Origin of the sequence: Xylanibacter ruminicola (assembly GCF_900142525.1) — a bacterium.
Taxonomy (GTDB): domain Bacteria; phylum Bacteroidota; class Bacteroidia; order Bacteroidales; family Bacteroidaceae; genus Prevotella; species Prevotella ruminicola_A.
Genome location: NZ_FRBD01000008.1, coordinates 50655 through 67273 on the forward strand (window position 1 = coordinate 50655; position 16619 = coordinate 67273).

The following is a 16619-nucleotide window of genomic DNA, read 5'->3' on the forward strand; positions in this document are numbered from 1 at the left end:
AATCAGGCGTTTTGCGTTATTATTAGCGTGAAACGTTTTTTGTTATTGCTTTTTTGCGTATTCGCAACAATAAAAGTTTGTGCGCAATACGATGCTTCCTTTGCACATTATTGGGCGATGGAACCATCATTTAATCCTGCAACTGTGGGCAAGGAGGCCAAACTGAATGTGGTTGGAGCATACGCTATACAAATGGCTGGTTTCGAGCATAATCCTAATACGATGTATGCAGCCGCTGATATGCCTTTTTATGCTATGGGGGCATATCATGGAGTAGGTGTGCAACTAGTGAATGATGCCATAGGATTGTTTTCGCATAAGCGTTTGAGTGTGCAATATGCCTATCAGCAACGTTTATTTAAGGGCAAGTTGAGTCTGGGAGTTCAAGCAGGCATGCTAAGTGAAACTTTTGATGGAACAAAACTAGATGTTGAAGATACTACCGACCCAGCACTAGCTACAACTTCGGTTAACGGTACTGGTCTTGATTTCTCTGCGGGTATCTATTATCAGGCCCGTTGTTGGTATGTCGGAGTATCAGCTTTACATCTTAATTCACCAGTAGTTGCGTTAGGCGAAACGAATGAGTTGAGCATCGATCCTACATATTATTTGACTGCAGGATACAATATTCGGCTAAATAATCCGTTTCTAAAAGTACAGACATCTGTATTGGGACGTACTGACGGAGTGGCTTGGCGAGCTGACGTTACTGGTCGCTTGAAGTATGAACACGAAAAGAAGGTGATGTATGCAGGATTGTCGTATAGCCCTACAAACTCGGTTACGGTATTGATAGGTGGTAATTTCCATGGTGTTCATTTAGGATATAGTTACGAGATGTATACTTCGGCTATTAGTGCAAAAAACGGGAGTCATGGACTCTTTGTGGGTTATCAGACAGAGTTGAATCTGTATAAGAAAGGCAGAAATCTGCATAAAAGTGTAAGATTATTATAGATAAATAGGTATATATGAAGAAATTAATAGGATTCTGCACCGTTGCGTTACTTTTGCTTACCAGCTGTTTTGGTAGCAAGATGATGACTGCTAATGGCGGTGAGGTGACAGGTACGGGAGGAAAGGCCTTTACTGAACCTACTCCATACGGAATGGTGCTTGTTAAGAGAGGCCATCTGAAGATGGGTATCGAGAATCAAGATTCTCTGTGGGGAAAGAAAACTCCTCTCAGAGATATTTCTGTTGATGGATTCTGGATGGATGAGACTGAGGTTACAAACTCTAAGTATCGGCAGTTTGTTAATTATGTGCGCGATTCTATCCTCCGCGAACGTCTCTCTGAAATTGACGAGACCTATAAGACGGTTAAAACTGATAAGGAGGGTAACGAAATATCGACAGTTTTGAACTGGAAGAAGTCATTGCCTCGTCGACCAAATGAAGACGAGCAGGAGATTATCGATGGTATGTATGTAACTAATCCTGTTACAGGCGATAAGATGTTGGACTATAGACAGTTGAATTATCGCTATGAGGTTTATGACTATACTGCAGCTGCCTTGCGTCGCAATCGTCTTAATCCGCAAGAGCGCAATCTGAATACAGACTTTACTGTTGATCCTGAGGAGCAGGTGTGGATTTCGAAAGATACGGCCTATATCGATGATGAGGGCAGAATCATTCGCGAGAGTATCAATCGTCCGCTTTCAGGACCTTGGGATTTCTTGAATACCTATATCGTTAATGTATTCCCAGATACCACTTGTTGGGTAAACGACTTCCCCAATGCTGATAATGAGATGTATCTGCGTTACTACTTCTCGAATCCTGCCTATAACGACTATCCTGTGGTAGGCGTGACTTGGGAACAGGCTAATGCCTATTGCGCTTGGCGAACAGAATATTTGTTGAAGGGACTTGGTCCTGCAGCACGTTATGTTCAGCGTTATCGTCTGCCAACTGAGGCAGAATGGGAGTTCGCAGCTCGAGGCAAGGATCAGAATGAGTTCCCATGGGATAATGAGGCTGTGGCAAGTGGCAAGGGCTGTTTCTATGCCAACTTTAAGCCTGATAATGGTAACTATACCAAGGATGGTAACCTGATAACAAGTCGCGTTGGAATATACTCAGCCAATTCAAATGGTCTGTATGATATGGCTGGTAATGTGGCTGAGTGGACCAGCACCATCTATACTGAGGCTGGTGTTGAGGCTATGAACGATATCAACCCACAGCTCAAGTATAATGCTGCTCAGGAGGATCCTTACCGACTGAAACGTAAGAGCGTAAGAGGTGGATCTTGGAAGGATCCTGAGTCATATATCCGTTCTGCTTGGCGTACTGCTGAATATCAGAACCAACCTCGTTCGTACATTGGATTCCGTTGTGTACGCAGTCTGGCTAACTCTACTAGTGAACGTGCTAAGTCTACAAAGACCAAGAAGAAATAATCAAAAAACAAGATAGTTATGACTACATATAGCAAATACAATATCGTCTACCGCTTGCAGAAGTGGATGGATAGTGTGCCAGGTCAGACATTCCTGAACTACGCCTATAGCTGGGGCGCTTCAATTGTGATTCTGGGTACACTCTTTAAGCTTACCCACATGGGTGGAGCTGATTACCTGCTGTTTATCGGATTGGGAACAGAGGTGTTTGTGTTCTTCCTTTATGCCTTCGATCGTCCTTTCGATAAGACGGCTGACGGTATGGAACTGGATACTCATGTTCGTACTGGTGCTGATGCTCCAGTAGTTAGCAGAGGTGGTAGTGCCACAGTTGTTGGAGGCAATGGTGGAACCATCATCATAAATGGTAATCCATCGGCTCCTGCTGAGAATGTACAGCCTGCAGTTTCAATACAGCCAGCAGCATCTGTTTCATCTGCTGCTTCTGTCCAGCCATCTACATCTTCTCATCCTGAACTCGAGGCAGCTACTTCTGGCTATGTTGAGGAGTTGAAACACTTAACAGAAACCCTCTCTAAGGTTTCTGCCCAGAACGAAAAGCTGGCTCACGATTCTGAGGAGATGGAGAACCTGAACCGCACACTTACTGGTATCTGTAAGGTTTATGAGATGCAGTTGAAGAGTGCCAGCTCGCAGATTGGTACTATCGACGATATCAACGAACAGACAAAGAGAATGGCTGCTCAGATAGCTGAGCTTAACAAGATATATGCCCGTATGATCGAGGCAATGACGGCTAAGATGAACGTTTAACGACTATGGCAATAAAGAAAAGACCCGTTTCTCCACGCCAGAGGATGATCAATCTGATGTATGTCGTCCTGATGGCTATGTTGGCGCTGAATGTCTCTAACGAGGTACTCAACGGCTTCTCTATTGTGGAGGAAAGTCTGAACCGCACAACCAGCAACTCGTCAAAGGAGAATCTGGCTATCTATGAAACCTTCGAGCAGCAGATGAAGGCCAATCCTCAGAAGACAAAGGAATGGTATGATAAGGCTCAGCAGGTGCGACAGATGAGCGATTCACTCTATAACTTTGCTGCCAGTTTGAAGCTGGCTATAGTTGTTGAGGCTGATGGTAAAGACGGCGATGTTAATAATATCCGCAACAAAGAGGATCAAGAGCCTGCCAACTACGTGATGCTCTCGCCTACAAATGGTCAGGGACAGAAACTCTATAATGCCATCAACTCGTTCCGCAATCGGATGCTGACGATGGTGACAGATGAGAAGCAACGTAAGATTATTGCCAGCAATCTGACTACCGAGGTGCCTAAGCGTGCTATGGGAAAGAACTGGCAGGAATATATGTTCGAGTCGATGCCTGCAGCAGCAGCCGTTACTTTGCTTTCAAAACTTCAGAGCGATGTGCGTTATGCTGAGGGCGAAGTGCTACATAAGCTGGTGCAGAATATCGATGTGAAGGATATCCGTGTCAATCTGCTGGATGCCTTCGTTATTCCAAGTTCTAAGACTATCGTCAGGGGCGATCGCTTCTCTGCACGAATCGTGATGGCTGCAGTCGATACTACTCAGGTGCCTGATATCTTTATTGGTGGTCAGAAGGTTAACTTGCAGAATGGTCTCTATGAAACGGTTTGTGGAAAAACAGGTGATTTCACTTTGAAAGGCTACATGGAGATGGTGAATGGCAATGGTGAAAGAATCCGTCGTGAGTTTTCGCAGGATTATACTGTTGTAGAACCAAGTGCCACAGTATCAGCCGACTTGATGAATATGCTTTATGCAGGCTATGCTAATCCTATCAGCATCAGCGTGCCAGGAGTACCTCTTAATAAGGTGCAAGCCTCGATGACTAATGGAACTTTGCAAGCTGTAGGTGCTGGCAAATATATTGCCAAACCTTCGAAGATAGGGCAGAATGCTGTCATTACTGTTACATCAACCAATACTGGTCGCCCTCAGCAGATGGGACAATACACCTTCCGCGTTCGTAAATTGCCCGATCCTACACCTTATATAGCTATGAAAGACGAGCATGGTAATCCAGCTCGCTATAAGGGTGGAACTTTGTCGAAGAGTCAGTTAGTGGAGGTAGGAACTCTTGGAGCCGCTATCGATGATGGTATACTTGATATCGCTTTCCGCGTTCAGAGTTTCGAGACGGTGTTCTTCGACAATATGGGTAATGCAGTTCCGATGGCTTCAGAAGGTGCTCAGTTCTCTGGTCGCCAGAAGGATACCTTCCGCAAGCTTTCGCGTAATCGCAGATTCTATATCTCGAGAGTAACGGTAGTTGGTCCTGATGGTTTGACACGTACGCTAACAAATCCAATGGAAGTTATAGTAAAATAAATAAGGTATAAGATATATGAAACGAGTATTTTTCTTATTCACCGTCGTGCTGTTTGCAGTTGTAGCAGTAGCTCAGCCACCTCAGCGTGTGGCTCAACAGCAGGAACAGCAGAAAGCAAAGCAGAACTCAGCTTCGACTGCTATGTCGATGCGTGCGCAGATATCATTCCCCACAGCAGTCGAGATGCCTGAAGAGGTGGTGTGGCGTCGCGACATCTACCGTGAGATATCGCTCGACGAGGATGTGAATAGCGGACTCTACTATCCCGTAGAGCCGCAGGGGCGTCAGCTCAATCTGTTTACCTACATCTTTAAGTTGGCGCTTAATGGCTATATCCCCCTCTATGAGTATCCTACTGATGGTAGCGATGTGTTTACAGAAGAGGCAAAGGTGGATATGAAGAATCTTCTGCACGACTTCCATATTCGCTATGAGGAGCAGAATGGGCGTCTGAAGGTAGAAAACAGCGATATTCCATCTTCTGAGGTTAAGAAGTATTATCTCAAAGAGAGTGCTTATTACGATCAGGCCAATTCTTCGTTCCACATCAAGGTTCAGGCTCTATGCCCTGTTATGGTGGAGGAAGATGAGTTTACACTTAGCGATGATAATGGTGATAAGCAGGTAACCCAGTATCCCCTTTTCTGGGTTAAGTATAGCGAACTGGAGCCGTTCCTGAATCGACAGACGGTTATGGCAAGTAGTATGAATAATGCTGCACAGGTATCGATGGACGATTTCTTTACCCTGAACATGTATCGCGGTAAAATCTATAAGACGAACAATGCTATGGGCAAGACGTTATCTCAGCTTTGTAATGGTGATAAGGACAAGATGACTGCTGAGCAGAAACGCATAGAGGCAGAACTTGAGGCCTTTAAGAAGACCATTTTTGGCGATCCTGCCAAGCGCGATTCACTAGACAGCATAGCAGCCTTGAATGATAAAAAGGCTGATAAGAAAGTGAAGTCTGCCAAAAACAAGCCCTCGTCAGACAAAGGCGTAAAGGCTGCCAAGCAGAAGTCGCCTAAATCAGAGAAAGCAAGTAGCAGCAGTAATAGTTCTGCCCGAGTTTCAGTACGCCGCCAGAGACATTAAAACAGCTAAAACGGAGGCATTAATCGAAAAAAAACAGATATTTCCTTCTCTATTCCAACTTTTTTCGTATCTTTGCAGCCGTAGAAAGATTCATTAACATTAAAAGCAAATAGGTTATGAAGAAATTATTTACTATGGTAGTGCTGCTGGCAACAATGGCTGTTGCTGCTCAGGCACAGTTGAAGTTTGGTGTTAAGGGAGGCCTTAACCTCACAAGTATGAAATTTGATAAGGATGTAGTAGACCCCTCTAATCAGGCTGGTTTCTTCATTGGTCCTACTATTAAATTTACGCTTCCTGTCGTAGGTCTTGGCATCGATGCTTCAGCTCTTTACGACCAGCGCTCTGCTAAGATTGCCGATGAGACTGTGAAGCAGCAGTCTATCCAGGTGCCTATCAATCTGCGTTATGGTTTTGGTTTGGGTTCTACAGCAAGTATCTATATCTTTGCAGGTCCTCAGTTTGGTTTCGCTATTGGCGATAAGGTTCAAGAAATCGGAAACAATATTGCTGATTGGCGTTTGAAGGATTCAAACCTGAGTGCAAATGTCGGTCTTGGACTGATGCTGCTGAATCATCTTCAGATCTCAGCAAACTATAACATCGCTCTTGGTACAACAGGTGAGGTTGATGTTAACAAAGCTCTTAGCACAACATGGGATACAGCTATTGGTAAGGCAAAGGCAAATGCTTGGCAGCTTTCAGTAGCTTATTATTTCTAAAATATTCCCACGTTGGGAATAATTTGTTCCCACACTGGGAATGAAATGTTCCCTAACTGGGAAAATAATAGCGCCTTACTAAGGCGCTTTCTTTGTCCTAAGATGAGATATGCAGATGTGATATTGCCCGTGCCCCTAACAGGGTTGTTTACCTACAGCGTACCTGAAGGTATGGCTGTAGGTATAGGTATGCGTGTACTTGTTACCTTTGGACGCAGCAAGAAGTATCTGGGCATCGTGGCAAGTCTGCATAACAACAAACCTGAGAACTACGAGGTGAAATCCATCGCTCAGGTAATGGATTCAGAACCCATAGTCACAGAAAATCAGCTGAAGCTGTGGCAGTGGATAGCCGATTATTATATGTCGCCAATAGGTGAGGTATATAAGGCAGCCTTGCCATCAGGCCTGAAGGCAGAAGATGGTTATCGCCCCAAGACAGAACTATATGTCCAACTCTCATCCAAGTTCCGTAATGAGCGTTCGCTTCATGTGGCTATCGATATGCTTCAACGCGCTCCAAAGCAGCTGAAGGCATTTCTTGATTATCTGGAACTTTCGGGGTGGGATAGGCCTGGCGAGCCTGATGTTCAGGCAGAATTGACTCGTGATGAGCTGCTGAATGAAGGACATAGTCTGCAGGTGATAAATGCTTTGGTGCAGCGTGGCATTCTGGAAACTTACGACAAAGAGGTGGGGCGCCTGAACTTTGGCGGTGATCCACATCCTGAAAACATAAAACCGCTGAGTCAGCCTCAGCAGGAGGCTTTCAATCAGATACAGTTCTCGTTTCTACAGAAGAACGTAACGCTTCTTCATGGCGTAACATCGAGTGGAAAAACTGAGATTTATATCCACCTGATACAGCAGGCATTAGATAAACATCAGCAAGTGCTATATCTGTTGCCCGAGATTGCCTTAACGGTACAGACAATGCAGCGATTGCAGCGCGTGTTTGGCAATCGTCTTGGCATCTATCATAGCAAATATTCTGATGCAGAGCGTGTGGAAATATGGCAGAAACAGCTCTCTAAGCATCCATACGATGTGATACTTGGAGCCCGTAGTGCAGTTTTGCTGCCTTTCCAGCATTTGGGACTGATTATCATCGACGAAGAACACGTTACCTCGTATAAGCAACAGGATCCTGCGCCACGATATCATGCCCGTTCAGCAGCTATCATGTTGGCGCAGATGTATGGAGCTAAGACGCTTCTGGGCACAGCAACCCCATCGCTCGAAACCTATCATAACGCTAAGACGGGTAAGTACGGACTGGTAGAGCTCTTTCAAAGATACAAAGGTATTGAGCTACCCGAGATTCAGGTGGTTGATATCAAGGACCTTCAACATCGAAAGATGATGAATGGACCTTTCTCTCCATTACTGCTAGCCAAGACTCGCGAGGCTTTAGAACGAGGCGAACAGGTTATCTTCTTTCAGAATCGCAGAGGTTACGCTCCTATGATAGAGTGTAAACAATGCGGATGGGTACCTCATTGCCAGCATTGCGATGTTTCGCTCACGTTTCATCGCAACATGAATCAGCTTACCTGTCACTATTGCGGATATACCTATCAGGTGCCAACAGAATGTCCAGCCTGTGGATGCCATGAGTTACAGACAAAAGGTTATGGCACAGAGAAAATTGAGGATCAGGTGCGTGATATCTTCCCAGAGGCAAGAATCGCTCGTATGGATCTTGATACGACTCGCACTCGTAATGCCTACGAACGTATCATTAGCGACTTTTCGTCTGGTCGCACCAATCTGCTCATTGGTACGCAGATGATTTCCAAAGGTCTCGATTTCGATAAGGTGTCTGTAGTTGGAATCCTGAATGCTGATAATTTGTTGAACTATCCCGACTTCCGTGCTTATGAGCATGCGTATATGATGATGGCTCAGGTGAGTGGACGTGCTGGGCGAAAAGGCAAACAAGGCTTGGTGATTTTGCAGACCAAATCGCCCAATATACCACTTATCCAACAGGTGGTTCAGAATGACTATACAGGTTTCTATCGCTCGCTAATAGCTGAACGACAGCAGTTTAACTATCCGCCATATTATCGTTTGATATATGTATACCTGAAGCATCGCTCAGATGCTGTGGTAGAGACTGCGGGTATCGAGATGAGTAGCAGATTGCGCCAATGGTTCTCATCAAGAGTGATAGGTCCCGACAAACCATCAATAGCCAAAGTAAAATCGTTGTCTATTCGTAAGGTCATTTTGAAACTCGAACTTGGTATCAATATGCCAGAGGTGCGAAAATATTTAGCGCTTGCCCAGCAGCAGATGCTACAAGACAAACGCTATTCATCGCTCCAGATCTACTACGATGTAGATCCGCTATAATCTAAACTTAGAATTTCAGTTCGCAACCTATGCCAAGTACGCGGTTGGTACGTGTGAAGTCATCACTAACGCCAGCCTGTGGGTAGTCGTTGCGCTTGTAGTGATCGTAATTGGTCTGGAAGTATGCAGCCTTCAAGGTAACCTTGTCTGAAGCCTTGTAGTTGAAACCAAAACCAAAACTATAGCTGTTAACAACAAACGACATATCGTTCATATAGGCATCTGTAAGCTGATAACGGGTGAGCTGAGTACCGCCGCTGATAGTCAGTTTGTCAGTAACATCCCACTCTACACCTGCCAGATACTCGTTTGTACCACCACCCAGCAGATCCTGGGTGTTGTTGTACCAGTTAACGTTGGTATCGAAGAAGTGGTGATAACCCAGGTTCAGACGTACATCGTCTGTCATATTCCACATAGCTCCAACTGCAAGCTGAGCAGGAGAGTCTTCATCAATCTTCTCGCCATCACGGAACTTGTTAACTGCAGGAATTTCGCTTGCCTCATTTACAGTCGACTCGTTCTTCATGTGAATCTGAGTTTTGAATTCATATTTAGCTGCAAAGTTGAATTTACCCACTTTATAGTCGATGCCAATAACTGGAGCTACTCCTACGCTCGACTGGTTGCAGAGCAGGTTTACTCCCTGAGAGTATTTCTGCAAAGAGTTGAGGCTCTTCTTAGTACCTTCCAGCTGAGCAAGTTGGTTTGTAAGAATTTCTGGAACAGGAGCACCTGCAGCCTCATATTGTGCAATACCTGCATTTATCTGGCTGATTCCTGCGTCAACTGTTGTTTCTGCTCCCTGAAGGAAACTACCGAAGTCTACGTAACCACCAGCTGTATTAACCATGATATTGCTAATCTTTGCTTTATAGGTAGCAGTACCATAAAGCAGACGCAAACCTCCATATACAGAAAGGTTTGAAATAACCTTGTATGCTGCACCAAGCTGGAATCCGAAGTAGTACTGGCGTCCCTGCATGTAGCCGTCCATATCGTAACCTGTAGCACCTAGAGGCTTAAGTTGGTTGGCTATGCTACCTACTACACTCTCGAATGATCCCAGACCATCGGCAAACTCACATGAGCCACCACCACCAGGTACTGAGAAGTTGAACTGAACGCTCCAATTACCTTTATTGTAGGCAGCCTGGATAGATGGGAGGAATGGTGCATCGGCAATACCTTCGAAGGTCTTAGTCTCAAGACCATCGTTCTTCTTGCCTAGTGCAAAAACGGGGTTGGTAGACTGAATAGTACGAGTCTGGTGAGCATACTGCCAGTTAATACCAAGGTAAAAACCTTCTGGCATGAAGGCTACACCTGCGGGGTTGCTGTATACTCCATCGAGACCAATAGCTGCATCTCGAGCTGGATTACGCAAAAAGTCGATACTCTGGTTGGTGTTGGTTAAGATGCCACCTGCTGTGGCTGTTGTTGTAGCTGCTGTCAGCATTATGCTAGCCAGCAATGCATTAATCTTTTTCATCTTTTAAACAATTTTTTAAAAATCGGCTGCAAAGGTATATGTATTGTTTTAAAATCTTATGTCTACGCACACAAAGTTAACGAAGTTTAACGAAAATTGCACAGAAACCTGCACAAATGTGCAAAAGTGTGCAGTTTTTTGCACACTTTTAGGGGTGTTTGTGCAGGTTTTGTTCTACTTTTTCAGTTCTGGGTAGCTCAAGCGAGTGTGATAGATGGTCTTGAGCTTCTCGATAAGTACGGTCTTAGCGTAAGCAATATCGCGGAATGTGATAGGACAATCTTTAAAGTATCCATCTGCCACCTGTCCGTCAATCAGTCGCTCTACCAGTTCACGAATAGACTTTTCAGTATAGTCGGGAAGCGAACGCGATGCGGCTTCAACCGTATCAGCCATCATCAGTATGGCTTGTTCTTTGGTAAACGGATTTGGGCCAGGATAGGTGAATAGCAGGTCATCAACATCTTCGTCGGGGTGGGCATTCTTGTATTGCACGTAGAAGTACTTGGTTTTGCCTTGTCCGTGGTGAGTAGTTATAAAGTCTTTGATAACATTGGGAAGGTTGTATTTGTCTGCCAGCTTCGTTCCTTCTGTTACATGACTGATAATCATCTGGGCACTATCTATGTTCTCCATCTTTTCATGAGGATTAACGCCCGATTGGTTTTCTGTAAAATAGATCGGGTTCGTCATCTTACCGATGTCGTGGTATAGTGCTCCTGTACGAACCAACTGGCTCTTGGCACCAATTTTGTTCGCTATCTCCGCTGCCAGATTTCCTACCTGTATTGAGTGCTGGAATGTGCCTGGTGCTACCTCACTCATTTTGCGTAGCAATTCTTTGTTCATATCCGATAACTCAATAAGCGTAATGTTTGATGTGAACCCAAATGCTTTCTCAATAACGTAGAGTAGTGGGTATGAGCAGAATAGCAGTACGCCGTTTATAGCCAAATAGTTATATTCGCTATAGCTTATTTTCGACAGGTCATTGATACGTATCCAGTCAAGTGCCAGATTGGTAAGTACTGAAGCGCCGGTAACTGATACGGCAGTCCAGAATAGTTGTGAACGACTTGACAGTTCGCGGAGTGAGAAAATAGCAACCAATCCGGCTACAAGCTCAACTGCCACAAATTCCAAAGGATACTGCAGAAAGCAAGCGCACGTAAGCACCATGGTGGCGTGTGCCATAAAGGCTGTTCTGGAGTCCATAAACACACGTATAAATATAGGCACCATAGCAAACGGAACTATATATACGTGTAGCACACTATGTACCACCATCATCGAGGCTATAATGGTAAATAGCACAATCAGCGCATATATCATGGCTGTAGACCTGACTTTCTCGAAATAGTCTTTTCTGAATAGTGTCAGGAATATGGTGAAGCAGGTAATCAATATAACTGTATACAGTATCTGTCCCATAATGTTCAGGCGTATCTTTTCCTGATCTACATTTTGGCGCTCCATCTCTTTCTTGAATGAAAGCAGCTTGTTATAGGTCTTTCCGTCAACGATATCGCCGCGATCAATAATCTTCTCTCCTCGTTGAACTAAACCACTGGCTAAGGGAATACTGTTTTGAAGGTCGTTCAGGCTGGCTTCACTTCGCTCTTTATCGTAAGTCAGATTAGGGGTGATATAGTCATTAAGATTACACTTTTGAAGTATTTCGCGATGAGTAGCCAGTACTTCATCCTGAAAAATCTGCTCGTAAGCCGATACCACAGAGTATACATTGTTTATTTGGATACTTGTGGCATGCTTACCGTTTACAACACGAATGAATCTCGTGGTGTCTTTGCTTATCTTTGCATAGTCAGAGTTACTCATGATACCCTGATCGTATAACCTGCGTATTCTATTGGATATGATACTCAAGTAGTCATTGTTCAGACCAGGAATTCCGTTTGAATAGTCTTTTGAGAACTGGCGCAGTTGTTTACCTACAATATCGCTGTTCATAATGTAGTAAGGCTCGTATTGCCTCATCAAACTGTCTCGTTCGGCTTTTACTGCTTCATCACTTTTGTAGATAGGGAAATCGAATGGAGCCTTGAGATCAGTATAGATCCAAGGACGTCCTTTTTCTATCTTGAAATTATTCTGACTGCTACGGGGCATCATCCAAACGATGATGGTAACAGTTATGATGACAAGCCCCAAACGGATAAGGAAATCGCGCCAAGTAAGGTCGTTTTTGATGTTAAAACTACTCATTTCTATGTAATTTATGCAATTATGGCGCAAAAATACAAAAAATTCTCAACTTTTTTGTACCTTTGCACACAAATTTAATAAAAGTATGTCAGAAAGAAGAGTAAGAGTACGTTTTGCACCAAGTCCAACGGGTGCATTGCACATCGGCGGCGTACGTACCGCCTTGTATAATTATCTGTTTGCCAAGCAGCATGGTGGCGACTTGGTATTTCGTATTGAGGATACCGATTCTAACCGTTTCGTGCCAGGTGCCGAGGAGTACATTATTGAGTCGTTTAAGTGGCTTGGCATTAAGTTCGACGAGGGTGTAAGCTTTGGTGGCGACAAAGGTCCTTATCGCCAGAGCGAACGTCGTGATATTTATAAGAAATATGTTCAGCAGTTGCTCGAAGCCGATAAGGCATATATCGCTTTTGATACTCCAGAGGAGTTGGAGGCAAAGCGTGCTGAGATTCAGAACTTCCAGTATGATTGTCATACCCGTGGTCAGATGCGCAACTCATTGACTCTCCCTAAGGAGGAGGTTGATAAGCTGATAGCTGAGGGTAAGCAGTATGTGGTTCGCTTCAAAATTGAGGCTGGACAGGAAGTGCTGGTTAACGACCTGATTCGTGGCGAGGTTCGTGTAAAGAGCGATATCCTTGATGATAAGGTGCTGTATAAGAGTGCCGACCAACTGCCAACATATCACTTGGCTAATATTGTAGATGACCATCTGATGGAGATCTCGCACGTGATTCGTGGTGAGGAGTGGTTGCCATCGGCTCCACTGCATGTATTGCTTTATCAGGCTTTTGGCTGGGCTGATACCATGCCTCAGTTTGCTCACTTGCCATTGCTGCTCAAGCCCGATGGTAAGGGTAAGCTTTCAAAGCGCGATGGTGATCGTCTTGGATTCCCGGTATTCCCACTTCTTTGGAAAGATCCTAAGAGTGGTGAGACCTCTCGTGGCTATCGTGAGGATGGCTACTTCCCCGAGGCTGTTATCAACTTCCTTGCTTTGCTGGGATGGAATCCTGGAACTGAGCAGGAGATATTCTCGCTCGATGAACTTGTTCCTCTGTTCGATATCTCTAAGTGTTCAAAGGCTGGTGCTAAGTTCGCTTTCGAGAAGGCTGTTTGGTTCAATCATGAGTATATCCTCAAGAAGTCGAACGAGGAGATTGCTGCTCTCTTTGAGCCTATCGTCAAGGAGCATTGTCCTAACGAGACCTCTGAGCGTGTGCTCAAGGTTACTGAGATGATGAAGGATCGCGTATCATTTGTTCATGAGTTGTGGCCACTTTGCTCATTCTTCTTCGAAGCTCCAACAGCTTACGATGAGAAGACTGCCAAGAAGCGCTGGAAGGAAGACTCAGCTCAGGTGATGACCGAGCTGATCGGTGTACTCGAGGGCATCAACGATTTCTCGCTCGAGAATCAGGAGCAGATTGTTCACGCTTGGGTTGAGCAGAAAGAGTATAAACTGGGTAATGTGATGAACGCTTGGCGACTCACTCTCGTAGGCGAGGGTAAGGGACCTGGCATGTTCGATATCTCAGCCTTCCTTGGTAAGGAGGAGACCATTACCAGAATGAAACGCGCTATTGAAGTATTAGGCTGATGATTTATAACCTGGTTATATATCTGTATCTTCTTGGAGTGGCTATTTATAGTCGCTTCAATGAGAAGGTGCGCAAGATGTGGCGTGGTGAGCGCGAAGTTTTCCGAATTCTCCGTGAGAAGGTGGATCCAAATGCTAAGTATGTTTGGTTCCATGCCGCCTCGTTGGGTGAGTTCGAACAGGGCCGACCGCTTATGGAACAGATGCGCAAGGATCATCCGGAATATAAGATTCTGCTCACGTTCTTCTCGCCATCAGGCTATGAGGTACGCAAAAACTACGAAGGTGCTGATATCATCACATATCTGCCACTAGACACAATTACCAATGCCCGCAGATTCCTGCGCACAGTTCGCCCTGTTATGGCGTTCTTTATTAAGTACGAGTTCTGGTACAACTATTTGCATATACTTAAGCATCGTAATATCCCTGTTTACAGCGTGTCAAGTATCTTCCGTCCAGACCAAGTATTCTTTAAGTGGTATGGTCGCCAGTATGGCAAGGTGCTCAATTGTTTCACCCATTTCTTTGTGCAGAATGACGTGAGCAAGGAACTCTTGGCAAAGATTGGCATCACCAATGTAGATGTGGTTGGCGATACCCGTTTCGACCGTGTGCTGCAGATTAAGGATGCTGCTAAGCAGTTGCCTGTTGTTGAGGCTTTCGTAAAAGATGCTCCTCAGGTGTTTGTGGCTGGTTCGTCATGGCCGCCCGATGAGGAAATTTTCATCAAGTATTTTAACCTTCATAAGAATTGGAAACTGATAATCGCTCCCCATGTTATTGGCGAGGATCATCTGAAGCAGATTGAGAAGTTGCTAGAAGGCCGAAAGGTTATTCGCTATACGGAGGCTACCAAAGAGAATGTACAGGATGCTGAGGTGCTGATTATCAACTGCTTCGGCTTGTTGTCAAGCATCTACCACTATGGCAATGTGGCTTATGTGGGTGGAGGCTTTGGTGTTGGTATCCATAATCTGCTTGAGGCTGCAGTATGGGATGTTCCTGTATTCTTTGGCCCCAATAATCAGAAGTTCCAGGAAGCTCAGGGACTCAAATCCTGTGGAGGTTTTGAAATCAGCAATTATGATGAGTTTGCTGTGCAGATGGATAAGTTCGCATCCGATGCTGAATATCTCCATGAGCAGGGACTTAAGGCTGGTCATTTTGTAAAGGGACAGTCTGGTGCTTCGCAGAAAGTACTTTCTGCTGTTTCTCTCTAACTACTATAATGAAATCTATGTGGATGTTGCTTATCTTATTATTGCCATTGGTGGCTCTAACCTATATTGCTTGGCATATTTGGGTTTTGCTGCCTCTGTCTGCATTGTGGAAATCGCTTATCATAGCGCTTGGCGTACTCTGTTTCGCCATGCTGTTTCTTAATTTCCGTCATGCGTTCGATAGAATGCCGCTTTTTGTGGCACAGATGGCTTACGAGGTTGGAACATCCTCGCTTTTTGTGCTATTATATCTGGTAATGATATTTCTTCTGCTCGATTTGGGCCGTCTGGTCCATCTCGTGTCGAAGAGTGTTCTATATCAAAATGGTTATACAGCCTTGGGCATCTTTGCTTTAGTGCTTGGAATCTTTGTTTATGGTAACCTGCATTATAAAAAAAAGGTACGCGTGCCGATAGAGTTGAAATCGCAGAAACCCTTGCCTCGTGAGTATAAGATAGTGATGGCTAGCGATTTGCATATTGGCTATCACAACCCACGCAAGGAGTTGGCACGTTGGGTGGATATGATCAATGCCGAGAATCCCGATTTTATTCTTATTGCAGGTGATATTATCGATGGAAGTATGCGTCCGATTATCGAAGAACGGATGGCAGAGGAGTTTCGTAGATTGAAGGCCCCAGTTTATGCATGTTTGGGTAACCATGAGTTCTATTCAGGTGTACCAGGAGCCAAACAGTTTTATAAGGATGCTGGTATCCACCTGTTGGTTGATGAGGTTGCTACTGTTGGGCCCGATAGTAGTATCGTTGTGATTGGTCGCGATGATCGTACCAATATGCGTCGCAAGCCTATTCAGGATCTGGTGACACCAGAAAGCCCTTACTCATCACTGCATACTCCTCACTTCTCATATAAGGATTTCTTTTATACTATAGTACTTGATCACCAGCCCTACAACTTAGATCGTGCTGAGGCTGCAGGAGTTGACTTTCAATTAAGTGGCCATACCCATCGAGGACAGGTATGGCCAATATCATGGATTACTGATCGTATTTACGAATGTTCGTGGGGTAGTCATCAGCGTGGCAAAACCCAGTTCTATGTGTCTTCGGGCTTAGGCATCTGGGGCGGTAAGTTCCGCATTGGCACCCAAAGCGAGTACGTTGTAGCTACGCTGAAATAAA

Annotated in this window: 12 protein-coding genes; 10 read left to right on the top strand and 2 right to left on the bottom strand. The window is 44.8% G+C overall.

All coding sequences use genetic code 11. The annotated features are described in order from the left end of the window. The first annotated feature begins 27 nt into the window (after nucleotides 1-27). From BUB86_RS06375 to priA, 7 genes are all read left to right on the top strand, one after another. Entirely contained in the window at nucleotides 28-960 is a 933-nt protein-coding gene (locus BUB86_RS06375; protein ID WP_073207144.1) for a type IX secretion system membrane protein PorP/SprF, read from the top strand. Between the two features lie 14 nt (nucleotides 961-974). After that, entirely contained in the window at nucleotides 975-2411 is a 1437-nt protein-coding gene (locus BUB86_RS06380; RefSeq protein WP_073207148.1) for an SUMF1/EgtB/PvdO family nonheme iron enzyme, read from the top strand. Nucleotides 2412-2429: 18 nt separating this feature from the next. Further along, nucleotides 2430-3185, top strand: a complete 756-nt coding sequence (gldL, locus tag BUB86_RS06385) for a gliding motility protein GldL (RefSeq protein WP_073207152.1) — start codon at nucleotides 2430-2432, stop codon at nucleotides 3183-3185. A 5-nt stretch (nucleotides 3186-3190) separates the two neighbouring features. Then, nucleotides 3191-4750, top strand: coding sequence for a gliding motility protein GldM (gene gldM / locus BUB86_RS06390; RefSeq protein ID WP_073207154.1), 1560 nt, complete (start codon nucleotides 3191-3193; stop codon nucleotides 4748-4750). Between the two features lie 16 nt (nucleotides 4751-4766). After that, nucleotides 4767-5849, top strand: coding sequence for a gliding motility protein GldN (gldN, locus tag BUB86_RS06395; protein ID WP_073207157.1), 1083 nt, complete (start codon nucleotides 4767-4769; stop codon nucleotides 5847-5849). Between the two features lie 116 nt (nucleotides 5850-5965). Further along, entirely contained in the window at nucleotides 5966-6571 is a 606-nt protein-coding gene (locus BUB86_RS06400) for a porin family protein (protein ID WP_073207160.1), read from the top strand. 102 nt (nucleotides 6572-6673) lie between these two features. After that, nucleotides 6674-8929 (top strand): primosomal protein N', encoded by a 2256-nt coding sequence (gene priA, locus BUB86_RS06405; protein ID WP_073207164.1) that lies wholly within the window; start codon nucleotides 6674-6676, stop codon nucleotides 8927-8929. Nucleotides 8930-8936: 7 nt separating this feature from the next. Here priA and BUB86_RS06410 read toward each other — a convergent pair whose 3' ends face one another. Both BUB86_RS06410 and BUB86_RS06415 read right to left on the bottom strand, forming a co-directional pair. Then, the gene (locus tag BUB86_RS06410) at nucleotides 8937-10421 is read right to left on the bottom strand and encodes an OmpP1/FadL family transporter (RefSeq protein WP_073207167.1); all 1485 of its coding nucleotides are present in this window, start codon (nucleotides 10419-10421) and stop codon (nucleotides 8937-8939) included. A 174-nt stretch (nucleotides 10422-10595) separates the two neighbouring features. Beyond that, complete coding sequence (locus BUB86_RS06415; protein WP_073207170.1) at nucleotides 10596-12647, bottom strand: HD family phosphohydrolase; 2052 nt, start codon at nucleotides 12645-12647, stop codon at nucleotides 10596-10598. An 85-nt stretch (nucleotides 12648-12732) separates the two neighbouring features. Between BUB86_RS06415 and gltX the strand changes: the two genes are divergently transcribed. From gltX to BUB86_RS06430, 3 genes are read left to right on the top strand one after another with little or no spacing between them, the layout of a single operon-like run. Continuing rightward, a complete protein-coding gene (gltX, locus tag BUB86_RS06420) occupies nucleotides 12733-14250 on the top strand; it encodes a glutamate--tRNA ligase (protein ID WP_073207173.1) in 1518 nt (505 codons plus the stop codon). After that, nucleotides 14250-15473, top strand: coding sequence for a 3-deoxy-D-manno-octulosonic acid transferase (locus tag BUB86_RS06425; protein WP_073207177.1), 1224 nt, complete (start codon nucleotides 14250-14252; stop codon nucleotides 15471-15473). The genes gltX and BUB86_RS06425 overlap by 1 nt, the downstream gene beginning before the upstream one ends. An 8-nt stretch (nucleotides 15474-15481) precedes the next feature. Then, nucleotides 15482-16618 carry a metallophosphoesterase gene (locus tag BUB86_RS06430; protein ID WP_073207181.1) on the top strand — a complete coding sequence of 379 codons (1137 nt, stop codon included), beginning with the start codon at nucleotides 15482-15484 and terminating at the stop codon, nucleotides 16616-16618. The last annotated feature ends 1 nt before the right edge of the window (nucleotide 16619 follow it).

What these genes read in the sequence shown, in the direction of transcription:
- BUB86_RS06380 (WP_073207148.1), top strand. Translation starts at nt 975, where the DNA reads ATGAAGAAATTAATAGGATTCTGCACCGTTGCGTTACTTTTGCTTACC.
- gldL (WP_073207152.1), top strand. Translation starts at nt 2,430, where the DNA reads ATGACTACATATAGCAAATACAATATCGTCTACCGCTTGCAGAAGTGG.
- gldM (WP_073207154.1), top strand. Translation starts at nt 3,191, where the DNA reads ATGGCAATAAAGAAAAGACCCGTTTCTCCACGCCAGAGGATGATCAAT.
- gldN (WP_073207157.1), top strand. Translation starts at nt 4,767, where the DNA reads ATGAAACGAGTATTTTTCTTATTCACCGTCGTGCTGTTTGCAGTTGTA.
- BUB86_RS06400 (WP_073207160.1), top strand. Translation starts at nt 5,966, where the DNA reads ATGAAGAAATTATTTACTATGGTAGTGCTGCTGGCAACAATGGCTGTT.
- priA (WP_073207164.1), top strand. Translation starts at nt 6,674, where the DNA reads ATGAGATATGCAGATGTGATATTGCCCGTGCCCCTAACAGGGTTGTTT.
- BUB86_RS06410 (WP_073207167.1), bottom strand. Translation starts at nt 10,421, where the DNA reads ATGAAAAAGATTAATGCATTGCTGGCTAGCATAATGCTGACAGCAGCT.
- BUB86_RS06415 (WP_073207170.1), bottom strand. Translation starts at nt 12,647, where the DNA reads ATGAGTAGTTTTAACATCAAAAACGACCTTACTTGGCGCGATTTCCTT.
- gltX (WP_073207173.1), top strand. Translation starts at nt 12,733, where the DNA reads ATGTCAGAAAGAAGAGTAAGAGTACGTTTTGCACCAAGTCCAACGGGT.
- BUB86_RS06425 (WP_073207177.1), top strand. Translation starts at nt 14,250, where the DNA reads ATGATTTATAACCTGGTTATATATCTGTATCTTCTTGGAGTGGCTATT.
- BUB86_RS06430 (WP_073207181.1), top strand. Translation starts at nt 15,482, where the DNA reads ATGAAATCTATGTGGATGTTGCTTATCTTATTATTGCCATTGGTGGCT.